The 13,903-nt window shown below is 32.0% G+C and carries 8 protein-coding genes and 1 tRNA gene; 1 reads left to right on the top strand and 8 read right to left on the bottom strand.

Annotated features, from left to right (window positions below):
* From B5464_RS11280 to B5464_RS11260, 5 genes are all read right to left on the bottom strand, one after another.
* A complete protein-coding gene (locus B5464_RS11280) occupies positions 1–321 on the bottom strand; it encodes a DUF6660 family protein (protein ID WP_079738439.1) in 321 nt (106 codons plus the stop codon).
* Between the two features lie 50 nt (positions 322–371).
* Positions 372–1,868, bottom strand: coding sequence for a hypothetical protein (locus tag B5464_RS11275; RefSeq protein ID WP_079738438.1), 1,497 nt, complete (start codon positions 1,866–1,868; stop codon positions 372–374).
* On the bottom strand, positions 1,868–2,131 hold the full coding sequence (locus B5464_RS11270) for a helix-turn-helix domain-containing protein (RefSeq protein WP_079738437.1): 264 nt from the start codon (positions 2,129–2,131) through the stop codon (positions 1,868–1,870). Before B5464_RS11270 ends, B5464_RS11275 begins: the two co-directional genes overlap by 1 nt.
* Positions 2,132–2,305: 174 nt before the next feature.
* Positions 2,306–3,556: a site-specific integrase gene (locus B5464_RS11265; RefSeq protein WP_079738436.1), complete on the bottom strand. Its 1,251-nt coding sequence runs from the start codon at positions 3,554–3,556 to the stop codon at positions 2,306–2,308.
* Between the two features lie 235 nt (positions 3,557–3,791).
* Positions 3,792–3,879, bottom strand: a tRNA-Ser gene (locus tag B5464_RS11260).
* A gap of 236 nt (positions 3,880–4,115) precedes the next feature.
* On the opposite strand from B5464_RS11260, the gene aroC reads away from it, so the two are divergent.
* Positions 4,116–5,180, top strand: coding sequence for a chorismate synthase (aroC, locus tag B5464_RS11255; protein ID WP_079738435.1), 1,065 nt, complete (start codon positions 4,116–4,118; stop codon positions 5,178–5,180).
* A 34-nt stretch (positions 5,181–5,214) separates the two neighbouring features.
* Here aroC and B5464_RS11250 read toward each other — a convergent pair whose 3' ends face one another.
* From B5464_RS11250 to rpoB, 3 genes are all read right to left on the bottom strand, one after another.
* Positions 5,215–5,526, bottom strand: a complete 312-nt coding sequence (locus B5464_RS11250; RefSeq protein ID WP_077808831.1) for a DUF3467 domain-containing protein — start codon at positions 5,524–5,526, stop codon at positions 5,215–5,217.
* Between the two features lie 113 nt (positions 5,527–5,639).
* Positions 5,640–9,914 carry a DNA-directed RNA polymerase subunit beta' gene (gene rpoC, locus B5464_RS11245; RefSeq protein ID WP_079738434.1) on the bottom strand — a complete coding sequence of 1,425 codons (4,275 nt, stop codon included), beginning with the start codon at positions 9,912–9,914 and terminating at the stop codon, positions 5,640–5,642.
* 104 nt (positions 9,915–10,018) lie between these two features.
* On the bottom strand, positions 10,019–13,828 hold the full coding sequence (gene rpoB, locus B5464_RS11240; protein WP_079738433.1) for a DNA-directed RNA polymerase subunit beta: 3,810 nt from the start codon (positions 13,826–13,828) through the stop codon (positions 10,019–10,021).
* Positions 13,829–13,903: the final 75 nt, after the last annotated feature.

The raw sequence follows: 13,903 nt of genomic DNA, 5'->3' as shown, positions 1-13,903 counted from the left end.
TTAGCTGATTACTTGTGGCGGATGCCAAATATTGGAAAGGAAATTAAACCCGTAAATAGGTTGATATGTAGAAATTAAATCCGTTGAGATTTCAATATTAAGTTTTAAATCAAATGTCTTGATGGGTTCGTAAGTAATTGTCATACCGCAACAATTACAAATACAAGTTACAGGACAAGAATCGTCGCTATCTTCTTGATGATTATGATTTGTACTTATCTCGTCTTGATGCTGCTGGTCTTCTATATTTTGCCCATCAGAACAAGGCTTTGCTGAAAGCAATAGTATAATTAATGATAATATGATTGTTACAAATTTCACAATTACAAAGATAAAAATTTAATGATGCAATGGTTGTGCAATTATTTTATTTAAGCGACAACCTTTGCTTTCTCCTTTAAAGTTTCAAGATGCTTTACCATATTGCTTTTACACCATACCTCTTGTTTTATTGTTGGTGGATGACCAATAGCCTTGGTTAACTCTTCCATCATAATCTGCTCAACTACTTCTACATATTCTTCAGTAGTAGATATGCTATCGTGAATAGTGTATATAGGTGCTAATGGATATTCTTCTGAAACACGCTTTGCTATGATGTTAATCATTAAATGACTCTCTATGCTCTGTAATAATCTTGGAAGTAAAGATTTGTCCTTACTTTTTATTTTAGCAAATACATCATACACCGCTTTAAACTTTTGCTCAAATAACCTTTTGGGTGCTGCTTCTGCTTGCCCCTTAAATTGGTTGGATGTAAACAACACTTGAAAAACTGCTGCTTTAACTTCTTTGCGGTCTTTTAATTCAATACCTAATTCCTGTAAAAAGGCATCCTCTAAAAACTCATATAACTTTCCAGATACTACTAAATCAATATAGTCTTGAAACTCATTATTTATAAGGGATTGGGGGATTTCTCCTAACATAATGTAAGAATCATTGTTATGAATATTTATATGTGAAATATTTAATGTATCACTCTTTATTTCATTGAAAACCTTATTTATTTTATTAAGATAAGAAAAATAGCGACTCTGCGGTTCATCAAAAGCAATCGACAATGAGTTATTCTTATTTCGCTCAAATTTTTGCACTATCCAAAAATCACGACTCAACAAAATAGTACTTAAATAGGGTTGACTGTTTTTAATATCTAACGAAATTAATTTTTGGCCATCATACGTAACAGCATTTCTAATTCGACTTGGCATATTGGTCAAATTGGTATGAAAGCGATATACATTATCATCCAACATCAAATTATAATCTTGCCATTTTAACCTTTGTGCGCTCATTTGAGCGTGTACCATTTGATTTGTTGGATGCTTATATTTTTTTCTTACTCTGTCGTACTCCCAAAGTGCTTTATCTTTTATTTTTAAATTATGCTCTTGAACTAAAAAGTCATCTATGTAATCATAATCAATTCGTAGTTTATCATTAAACCACTTTGTTAAAAAGCCAAGATGTTTAACCGACTCTATTTTACGATTTTTATGGGCTTTTAATTTGTTTCTAAAAGTGAAGTCTTCAACTTGCATTGATTTTACAGGTGTTCTGTATCTCTCAATAAATCGAAATCCTTTTGATTTTTCTCCAACCACATAATGATTATCGGACTCAATAATTTGTAAATCGCTTTCTAAATAGTTAAGATACTTTTTATAGTTCTGTATTTTATCCTGCAATTTTTTTGCGTTGATAGGCACAAAATCTTCGCCCTGAATATTCTTATCCATTAATGGAATAGCATTTATTAAATGCAGGATATAACATAGCTTGTCTAACTTATAAGGTTTAAAACTTGGCGGATTATTGTGCGTTAACTCGAATATATCCAAGTTTTCAGGTATGTATATTCTCATTATGCACTTTTGTTTTGGATTAAAATTCCGATTACATCATCATATTCATAGTACATAGTTTTACCCATTTTTGTATAAGGTAATGTTCCGTTGATTCGTAAATTCTGCAACGTGCCTGCTGAAATATTTAATAGCTCACGTACGTCTGCTGATTTTAACCACTTTTTTTGCTCTGTTTGGCTTCCTAAAATTGTCTTCAGTTCTGTGATGATTTCCTGTTTAAGAGTCTTTAAATCATCCTTTGTAATTACTTCAAATGTCATTTTTTATTAAAACGTATTAAAAGGTGTAAACACCTGATTTATATTGTGTTAATTTACGATATTTTGACCTTTACATAAAACAAACTTATTAACATTTATGCACTATCTTTTAACAGAAAAACCCTTGAATAATCAAGGGTTTAAGCATATACTTTTGTTCTTTGTTTATATATGTTAATTAGCGATTCTTTTGGAAGCATCAACATTACTTTTATCAGCAAATTTTTGTTTCAAAATTGCCATATCATCGCTTACTTTTCTATCCAATATTTTAGCATAGTGTTGCGTTGTTTTTAGTGATTTATGACCTAACATTTTACTAACTGATTCCATTGGCACACCATTAGACAATGTTACCGTAGTTGCAAACGTATGACGAGCTAAATGGGTGGTTAAGTTTTTATTGATACCACACAAATCTGCTATCTCTTTTAAATAGGCATTAGACTTTTGATTGCTCAATACAGGAAGCAATACATCTTTTGTAACTGCCTCTGGATGGTTCTCGTATTTCTTTATAATCTCTAAAGCAGTCGGAAGTAGGGGAATGTTACTACGTGTATCTGTTTTAGTACGCTTTGTCTTTATCCACTTATCTCCATCAATACCAAATACCAAATTATCTTTTGATAGTTTCTTAACGTCGCTATACGCTAAACCTGTAAAACAACAGAATATAAAAATGTCTCTTACTTGCTCTAATCTATTAGTGTGTAACTCTTTTTCGAGCATTGTTTGTATTTCTTCTTCTGAAAGAAATTGACGTTCCACTTCTTTTAAACGGACTTTATAATTTAGAAATGGGTCTTTTTTAATCCAATCGTTTGCTATTGCAATACGTACAATCTTTTTAAAATTCTTGATATACTTAATTGTACTGTTATGTCCGCAGTTTCTAACCGTTTTTAAATAGAACTCAAAATCTGTAATATACTTGTGGTCTATTCTGTTTACAGGTATATCACTTACATTGTATTGATGTTGCATAAACTCTTGCAGATGCTTACATACTGTTTTATAACGTTCTAAAGTTCCTGCTGAAAACTCTCTACCAACTAATTTTTCAACTTGCTTGTTGTGATTATTAAAGATGGTTATGAGTGTTATTTGTTTTTCCTCAACACCTAAAAACTTGTTTTTAAGGGTTTCGGTTGTAACCTCCTTGTTATCTTGAATTAAGTCTCTTTGGCTTTGATATACTTTTGTAGTAAGTGAATCTAAATAGGCATTTAGTTCTCGTATATCTTCTGTTCTTCCAATAGCTTTATTGGCTTCAACGCTCCATTTCTCAATCTCAATGGTACGTTTTGTACTAATCTCTGTACGCTTACCATCTATGGTAATACGTAGGTAAATAGGGCATTTGCCCTGTGCATCTACTTTACCCTTTTTTAAGTAGAATAATAATCCAAATGTTTTGTTCATTCTGGTGACCTTTAATTATACATTAATTTACAAAATTTCGAGGTCTTTTAATTGATATATTGTACTGATTTATAAACAGTTATAAACAATTAGGTGACCTAATTAAGGTTTAAAAAAGGTCACCTAATAGGTCACCAACAGAATGGTTTTAAATACATATTTTAATGTTTTGGGTAAAATAAAAAGTCCCATAAACATTGAGTTTACAGGACTTTCGTCGATTTTGAATAAATCTTGGCGGAGAAAGAGGGATTCGAACCCCCGGACCTGTTACAGTCAACAGTTTTCAAGACTGCCGCATTCGACCACTCTGCCATTTCTCCAAGTGTCTCATCAGGTATTCCCTGAATGCGGATGCAAATATAGAAAGGTTTTTTAATTCTGAAAAACAAAAATGAAGTTTTTTTTAAAAAAATTTGAAAATAATATTTTTAATTCTCTATAACTCTAATAATCAGATTATCACCAAGAAATAAAAATTATAGGTATCATTTAAAATATTACAAAAGATAATATCATCGAGAACACTTTATTATATTTGTAAATAAATACAAAAAAAATGGCATTTAATTCTTTTGGAAAATTATTAAAAGTAACCACTTACGGTGAATCTCACGGAACCGCTATTGGTGGTGTAATTGATGGTTTTCCTGCTGGGTTAAAAATTGATTTAGAAGCTATTCAAAATGAATTGAATAGACGTAAACCTGGTCAATCTAAAATTGTAACACAACGTAAAGAACCAGATACGGTAGAGTTTTTATCTGGTATATTTGAAGAAAAAACTACAGGTACTTCTATTGGTTTTATTATTAGAAATACCAATCAGAAATCTAAAGACTACAATCATAACACCAATGTTTATAGACCTTCACATGCAGATTACACGTATGATAAAAAATTTGGAGGTAGAGATTATAGAGGTGGTGGTAGAAGTTCTGCTAGAGAAACTGCCAATTGGGTTGTTGCTGGCGCTTTAGCAAAACAATTAATAGCATCAATGAAAATTAATGCTTTTACTTCTTCTGTAGGCGATATTTTTATTGATAAGCCTTATCAAGATTTAGATTTTTCTAAGACAGAAAACAACATTGTAAGATGTCCGGATGAAAGTTCTGCAGACAAAATGATTGCTAAAATTCAAGAAATAAGAAAAGCTGGAGATACTATTGGCGGTACTATTACATGTGTTGCACAAAATATACCTGTTGGCTTAGGTGAACCTATATTTAATAAATTACATGCAGAATTAGGCAAAGCAATGTTATCTATTAATGCTGTTAAAGGTTTTGAGTTTGGAAGTGGTTTTTGTGGTGCAAAAATGAAAGGATCTGAGCATAATGACATTTTTAATGCTGATGGATCTACTGAATCTAATCTTTCTGGAGGAATTCAAGGAGGTATTAGTAACGGAATGGATATTTACTTTAGAGTAGCTTTTAAACCTGTTGCTACAATAATGACAAATCAACAAACTATAAACTCTGAATATGAGGTAACAGAAATAACTGGTAAAGGGCGTCATGATCCTTGTGTTGTACCAAGAGCTGTACCTATTGTTGAAGCCATGACTGCTCTAGTATTAGCAGATTTTTGGTTATTGAACAAAACAAGAAAAATATAATAAAAAAGCGAAACTTTAAAAAGTTTCGCTTTTTTTATGCTTCACCAGTTGGCCCAAAATTCATTGGAATTGGTGGTTGTTCATAATCTTTAATTTCACCGTTTTGTTGTTCAAACTTTCTAACATTTTCTGCCAAAGCTTTAGAAAGTCTTTTTGCATGTTGCGGAGTTAAAATAATTCTAGACTTTACTTTGGCCTTTGGTACACCAGGCATAATATTAATAAAATCTACTATAAACTCTGAAACAGAATGGTTAATTATAGCTAAATTAGAATATGTGCCTTCAGCAATTTCTTGATCTAATTCTATATTTAATTGTCCGTCTTTATTTTGATTTTCTTCCATAATCTTGTTTATATATCAATTAATTTACAATAAAAAAAAGTTGAATTGAATAATGTAAATAAGTTACAGTAAACAATTCAACTTTTAAAATATATTACTAATAAAAGCTACTATTAGAAACTTTGTTCTATTTCGTCTTTAGGACCAACTAGAATGTTTTCATAAGCTCTCATACCTGTACCTGCTGGTATTCTCTTACCTACAATTACATTTTCTTTTAATCCTTCTAAAGTATCTACTTTACCGCTTACAGCTGCTTCATTTAATACTTTTGTAGTTTCCTGGAAAGAAGCTGCAGAAATAAATGATTTCGTCTGTAAAGATGCTCTTGTAATACCTTGTAAAACTTGTTCTGCTGTTGCTGGTCTTGCATCTCTAGCTTCAACTAAGTTCTGATCGTTTCTTCTTAATAAAGAATTCTCATCTCTTAATTGACGTGCAGAAATAATCTGTCCCGCTCTTAAATTTTCAGAATCTCCAGCATTTTCAACAACTTTCATTCCGTAAATTGCATCATTATCTTTGATAAAGTCAATTTTGTGAATTAATTGATTCTCTAAAAATAAAGTATCTCCAGAATCAATAATCTTAACTTTACGCATCATTTGACGTACAACTACTTCGAAATGCTTATCATTAATTTTTACACCTTGTAAACGATATACTTCTTGAATTTCATTTACTAAGTATTCTTGAACTGCAGATGGTCCTTTAATTCTTAATATATCTGAAGGAGTTGTAGCTCCGTCTGATAATGGCATACCAGCTTTAATAAAGTCATTTTCTTGCACTAAAATTTGGTTAGAAAGTTTAACTAAATACTTACTAATATCTCCAGTTTTAGATTCAACAATAATTTCTCTATTACCACGCTTAATTTTACCGAAAGAAACAACACCGTCTATCTCTGATACTACTGATGGATTAGAAGGGTTACGTGCTTCAAACAATTCTGTTACACGAGGTAAACCTCCTGTAATATCGCCTGCTTTACCTGATTTTCTTGGTATTTTAACTAAGGTATGTCCAGATTCTACCATCTGTCCATCATCAATCATTAAGTGTGCTCCTACTGGTAAACTGTAAGAACGTAAAGCATTACCATCTTCATCTTCAATAATCAATGAAGCAATAATTTTCTTGTTCTTAGAATCGATCATTACCTTTTCTTGGAAACCAGTTTGCTCATCAACTTCAACAGAGTAATTAATACCTTGTTCTAAGTTATCAAACTTAACTCGTCCACTAAATTCAGAAACAATTACACCGTTAAATGGATCCCATTGTACAATTACATCACCTTTCTTAATAGTCTTTCTCTCTTTATCAAAGATGATAGATCCATAAGGTATAATGTTTGTACTTTGAGTAATTCCTGTTTTCTTATCTATAATTTTAATTTCTGCTGTTCTAGAAATTACAATATCAACATCATTACCTTCGCTATCTTTACCAACAACAGTTCTTAAATCTTCGATAGTTACATTACCATCAAATTTAGCTATTAACTTATTGTCTTCAGAAATGTTACCTGCTACCCCACCAACGTGGAATGTACGTAACGTTAACTGTGTACCTGGTTCTCCAATAGATTGCGCTGCAATTACACCAACTGCTTCACCAATTTGTACTTTGTTAAGGGTAGATAAACTTTGACCATAACATTTTGCGCAAATACCTTTTGTAGATTCACAAGATAACGGAGATCTAACTTCTACACTATCTACACCAGACTCTTCAACTGCTTTTGCTAATTGATAAGTAATAGGTTGGTTAGCTTCTAAAATTAGGTCTTCTGTTATTGGATGATAAACGTTATTTAAAGAAATACGTCCTTCAATTCTATCTGATAAAGATTCTACAATCTCATCATTTTTCTTTAATGGAGCAACTTCTAAACCTCTTAATGTACCACAATCTTCTTCGTTGATAATAACATCTTGAGAAACATCTACTAATCTACGTGTTAAATAACCAGCATCGGCTGTTTTTAATGCTGTATCGGCAAGACCTTTACGCGCACCGTGAGTAGAAATGAAGTATTCTAAAATTGATAAACCTTCCTTAAAGTTAGAAAGAATTGGGTTTTCAATAATTTCTCCACCTCCTGCAGTAGATTTTTTAGGTTTTGCCATTAATCCACGCATACCTGTTAACTGACGAATCTGCTCTTTAGAACCCCTTGCCCCAGAATCAAGCATCATGTATACCGAGTTGAAACCTTGTTGATCTTCACGTAAACGTTTCATAGATAACTCAGTTAAATCGTTATTTGTTCTTCCCCAAATATCAATTACCTGGTTGTAACGCTCTTTCTGCGTTAACATACCCATATTATAGTTACCTACAATTGCTTCTACTTCTTTGTTTGCTGCATCAATCATTCCTTGCTTTTCTGCAGGAATAATGATATCTCCTAATGAGAATGATAAACCACCTTGGAAAGCAAATTTATATCCCATATTTTTAATATTATCTAAGAATTCTCCAGTAGTAGGAATATTAGTAGCTTTTAAAATGCCACCAATAATTCCACGTAAATTTTTCTTAGTTAATACTTCATTAATATAACCTGCAGCCGGAGGAACAACTTCATTAAATAAAACCCTACCAACAGTAGTTTTAATAATTCTAGTTACTTGTTCTCCATTTTCATCTATATCTTGAGTTCTTACTTTAATACCAGCATTTAAATCAACTTTTTCTTCGTTAAAAGCAATAGTTACTTCTTCTGGAGAATAAAAAGTTAATCCTTCACCTTTAATAGGCACTTCTGGAGTAGAAACTCTTTCTTTTGTCATATAATATAAACCAAGAACCATATCCTGAGAAGGTACAGTTACTGGTGCACCATTTGCAGGGTTTAAGATATTATGAGAAGCCAACATTAATAATTGTGCTTCTAAAATAGCTTCTGGTCCTAATGGTAAGTGAACAGCCATTTGATCTCCATCAAAATCGGCATTAAATGCAGAACATGCTAATGGATGTAATTGTATTGCTTTTCCTTCAATTAATTTTGGTTGAAAAGCTTGGATACCTAATCTGTGTAACGTAGGAGCCCTGTTTAATAATACTGGATGCCCTTTAATTACATTTTCTAAAATATCCCAAACAACTGGTTCTTTTCTATCTATAATTTTCTTTGCAGATTTTACAGTCTTAACAATACCTCTTTCAATTAATTTTCTAATTACAAAAGGCTTATAAAGTTCTGCTGCCATATCTTTTGGCAATCCACATTCAGATAATTTCATTTCTGGTCCAACAACAATTACAGAACGTGCAGAATAATCAACACGCTTTCCTAATAAATTCTGACGGAAACGTCCTTGTTTACCTTTTAATGAATCTGATAAAGATTTTAAAGGTCTGTTAGATTCTGTTTTTACTGCAGATGATTTACGTGTGTTATCAAATAGAGAATCTACAGATTCTTGTAACATACGTTTTTCATTACGTAAAATAACTTCAGGAGCTTTTATCTCAACTAACCTCTTTAAACGGTTGTTTCTAATAATAACTCTTCTATATAAATCATTTAAATCTGAAGTAGCAAAACGACCTCCATCTAATGGAACTAAAGGTCTTAATTCTGGTGGAATTACCGGAACCGCCTTCATAATCATCCACTCAGGATTATTTTCTCTATTTTTTTGAGAATCTCTAAATGCCTCAACAACATTTAAACGCTTTAATGCTTCTGTTTTACGTTGTTTAGAAGTTTCTGTGTTTGCTTTATGTCTTAAATCGAAAGATAATTGCTCTAAATCGATTCTTGCCAATAAGTCAATTAAACACTCAGCACCCATTTTAGCAATAAACTTGTTTGGGTCTGAATCTTCTAAATATTGATTATCTTGAGGTAATTCATCAGCAATATCTAAGTATTCTTCTTCTGTTAAGAAATCCATTTTTTGTAATGGTTCTCCTTCTACATTTTTAGCAATACCTGGCTGAATTACTACGTATCTCTCGTAGTAAATAATCATATCTAACTTTTTAGAAGGTAAACCTAAAAGGTACCCCATTTTGTTAGGTAATGATCTAAAGTACCAGATATGAGCAACAGGAACCACTAAATTAATGTGTCCTACTCTATCTCTTCGTACTTTCTTTTCTGTTACTTCTACACCACATCTATCACAAACGATACCTTTGTAGCGAATTCTTTTGTACTTTCCACAAGCACATTCATAATCCTTTACAGGACCAAAAATACGCTCACAAAATAAACCATCTCTTTCTGGTTTGTGCGTACGGTAATTTATTGTTTCTGGTTTTAAAACTTCACCTTTAGAAATTTCTAAAATAGCTTCTGGTGATGATAAACCAATTGAGATTTTATTAAACTTTTTTACAGTGTACTTCTCTTGTTTTCTTGCCATGTTGATGGATTCGAATTAAAATTGTAAAAATGGCCTCAATGAGACTTATAAATAAATGATTATAAGAAGTAGATTAAAAAACCTACTTCTTACATCAATTTTTGTTATTCTTCTAATCTAACGTCTAAACCTAAACCTTTAAGTTCGTGCATTAATACGTTAAATGATTCTGGTAAACCAGGTTCTGGCATAGTTTCACCTTTCACAATACTTTCGTATGTTTTAGCTCTACCCATAACATCATCAGATTTTACTGTTAAGATTTCTCTTAAGATACTTGATGCACCATATGCTTCAAGAGCCCAAACTTCCATCTCTCCAAAACGTTGACCACCAAACTGAGCTTTACCTCCTAATGGCTGTTGTGTAATTAATGAGTATGGTCCTATAGAACGAGCATGCATTTTATCTTCAATCATATGACCTAATTTAATCATATAAATAATACCAACCGTTGCTGGTTGATCAAAACGTTTACCTGTTCCTCCATCATATAAATATGTATGTCCAAATCTTGGTACGCCAGCTTCATCTGTAATACCGTTAATTTGCTCTAAAGATGCTCCATCAAAAATAGGTGTTGCATATTTAGTGTTTAATTTTTGACCTGCCCAACCAAGAACAGTTTCATAAATTTGACCAATATTCATACGAGATGGTACACCTAATGGATTTAATACGATATCTACTGGAGTTCCGTCTTCTAAGAAAGGCATATCTTCTGCTCTAACTATACGTGCAACAATACCTTTGTTACCGTGACGTCCTGCCATTTTATCACCAACTTTAAGCTTACGTTTCTTAGCAATGTAAACTTTAGCTAATTTTAAAATACCTGCTGGTAATTCATCTCCAACTGAAATTGTAAACTTTTGACGACGTAATGATCCTTGTAAATCATTTACTTTAATCTTATAGTTATGAACTAGTTCACCAACTAATTTATTTAAGTCGCTATCTGTTGTCCACGAACCTGTTAAATGCACATAATCATCAACAGAGTTTAACATTTTAAGAGTATATTTTTTACCTTTTGGTAAAACTTCTTCTCCTAAATCATTAAATACTCCTTGAGAAGTTTTACCACTAATTAAAGTAAATAATTTCTCGATTAATTCGTCTTTTAAACCTTCAAATTTAGAAACAAAAGATTGCTCTAAAGTAGCTACAGCTTCTTTATCTCTAATTCTCTTATTTTTATCTTTTAAGGCTCTTCTAAATAATTTTTTATCAATTACTACACCTCTTAGTGATGGAGAAGCTTTTAATGATGCATCTTTTACATCACCAGCTTTGTCACCAAAAATAGCACGTAATAATTTTTCTTCTGGAGTAGGGTCAGATTCTCCTTTTGGTGTAATCTTACCAATTAAGATATCACCAGGATTAACTTCTGCACCTATTCTAATCATTCCGTTTTCATCTAAATCTTTTGTAGCTTCTTCAGAAACGTTAGGAATATCATTAGTTAACTCTTCGGTACCTAATTTTGTATCTCTAACATCTAAAGAATATTCATCAATATGAATAGATGTAAATATATCTTCTCGAACAACTTTTTCTGAAATTACAATTGCATCCTCAAAGTTATACCCTTTCCAAGGCATAAAGGCTACTTTCATGTTTCTACCTAAAGCTAATTCTCCTTTTTGAGTTGCATAACCTTCACAAAGAACTTGTCCTTCTTCAACTCTATCACCTCTTTCTACAATTGGTTTTAGGTTAATGTTAGTTCCTTGATTGGTTTTTCTAAACTTAATTAAGTTGTAAGAAACTTCATCAGAATCAAAACTTACAAGTTTTTCTTCTTCTGTTCTATCATACTTAATTGTAATTTTATTAGCATCAACATAAATTACTTCACCTGCACCTTCCGCATTAATTAAAATACGAGAATCTTTTGCAACTCTACGCTCTAAACCAGTACCAACAATTGGAGATTCTGGTCTTAACAATGGTACAGCTTGACGCATCATGTTAGATCCCATTAAGGCTCTGTTCGCATCATCATGCTCTAAGAATGGTATTAAAGATGCAGATATTGACGCAATTTGATTAGGAGCAACATCCATATAGTCAATTACATCTGGTGTAACAACCGGGAAATCTCCTTCTTCACGAGCAATAACTCTATCTAAAACAATACTACCGTCTTCTTTAAGTTCTAAATTAGATTGAGCAATTTTCTTACCTTCTTCTTCTTCGGCACTTAAATAAGTTGGCTCTTCTTTAGCAACAACACCATTATCTACTTTTCTATAAGGAGTTTCGATAAAACCTAAATTATTCACTTTTGCAAATACAGAAAGTGAAGAAATTAAACCAATGTTTGGCCCTTCTGGTGTTTCAATTGGACATAGACGTCCATAATGTGTATAGTGAACATCACGAACCTCAAAACCTGCTCTTTCTCTTGATAAACCACCTGGCCCAAGTGCAGATAATCTACGCTTATGTGTAATCTCTGCTAACGGATTCGTTTGATCCATAAATTGAGATAACTGGTTTGTACCAAAGAAAGAATTAATTACAGATGATAAAGTCTTAGCATTTATTAAATCGATTGGTGTAAACACCTCGTTATCACGCACATTCATACGCTCACGAATTGTTCTTGCCATACGAGCTAAACCAACACCAAATTGACCAGCTAATTGCTCTCCTACAGTTCTTACACGTCTGTTAGATAGGTGATCAATATCATCTACTTCTGCCTTAGAATTGATTAATTCAATTAAATATTTTATTATAGTAATAATATCTAACTTAGTTAATACTTTTTGGTCTATAGGCTCATTTAACTGAAGTTTGGTGTTCATTCTAAAACGACCTACTTCACCTAAATTATATCTTTGTTCAGAAAAGAATAATTTATCAATAATACCTCTTGCAGTTTCCTCATCTGGCGGTTCTGCATTACGTAATTGTCTATAAATATGTTCTACTGCTTCTTTTTCAGAATTTGTAGGATCTTTCTGTAACGTATTATGTATAATTGCATAATCTGCCATGTCGTTATCTTCTTTATGAAGTAAAACGGTTTTGGCACCTGCATCTATAATTTCGTCTATATGTTCTTTATCTAAAATAGTATCACGGTCAAAAATAATTTCGTTTCTTTCGATAGATACTACTTCACCAGTATCTTCATCTACGAAATCTTCATGCCAAGTTTTTAAAACTCTAGCAGCCAATTTACGACCTAATACTTTTTTTAATCCAGCTTTAGAAACTTTTACTTCTTCTGCAAGATCAAAAATTTCTAATATATCTTTATCTCTTTCAAAACCTATGGCTCTGAATAATGTTGTTACTGGTAATTTTTTCTTTCTATCAATGTAAGCATACATTACTTGATTGATATCGGTAGCAAATTCTATCCAAGATCCTTTAAAAGGAATAACTCTTGCAGAATATAATTTTGTACCATTTGCGTGGAAAGATTGTCCAAAGAACACACCTGGTGATCTATGTAACTGAGAAACTACCACACGCTCTGCACCATTTATTACAAAGGTACCAGAGTTTGTCATATAAGGTATTGTACCAAGATAAACATCTTGTACAATTGTTTCGAAATCTTCGTGTTCTGGATCTGTACAGTAAAGTTTTAAACGTGCTTTTAAAGGCACACTGTGCGTAAGACCTCTTTCGATACATTCTTGAATAGAATATCTTGGTGGATCTACGAAGTAGTCTAGAAATTCTAATACGAATTGATTTCTTGTATCTGTAATTGGAAAGTTATCCATGAAGGTTTTGTACAAACCTTCTTCACCTCTTTCTTCTGCTTTCGTTTGAAGTTGGAAAAAATCTTGGAAAGATTTTACCTGAATATCCAAGAAATCTGGATATTCTTTAATCATTTGAGAAGTTGCGAAGTTGATTCTTTCAGTAGTGTTTTTCGTTGCCAAAAGAGTATATTTTTTTGATTAAAATCTGAATTAAAATAAAGAACGAATATATACACAAAATGGTTTAGGTCTAGA

Source organism: Polaribacter sp. KT 15 (assembly GCF_900143115.1).
In the GTDB taxonomy this organism is placed as follows: Bacteria; Bacteroidota; Bacteroidia; order Flavobacteriales; family Flavobacteriaceae; genus Polaribacter; species Polaribacter marinaquae.
The sequence above is the reverse complement of the archived record's forward strand: the minus strand, read 5'-3'. Positions and strand labels throughout refer to the sequence as shown.

Bases quoted from the DNA above. Each gene is read 5' to 3' on its own strand.
- rpoC (WP_079738434.1), bottom strand. From the start codon at position 9,914: ATGGCAAGAAAACAAGAGAAGTACACTGTAAAAAAGTTTAATAAAATC.
- B5464_RS11270 (WP_079738437.1), bottom strand. From the start codon at position 2,131: ATGACATTTGAAGTAATTACAAAGGATGATTTAAAGACTCTTAAACAG.
- B5464_RS11265 (WP_079738436.1), bottom strand. From the start codon at position 3,556: ATGAACAAAACATTTGGATTATTATTCTACTTAAAAAAGGGTAAAGTA.
- B5464_RS11275 (WP_079738438.1), bottom strand. From the start codon at position 1,868: ATGAGAATATACATACCTGAAAACTTGGATATATTCGAGTTAACGCAC.
- B5464_RS11250 (WP_077808831.1), bottom strand. From the start codon at position 5,526: ATGGAAGAAAATCAAAATAAAGACGGACAATTAAATATAGAATTAGAT.
- aroC (WP_079738435.1), top strand. From the start codon at position 4,116: ATGGCATTTAATTCTTTTGGAAAATTATTAAAAGTAACCACTTACGGT.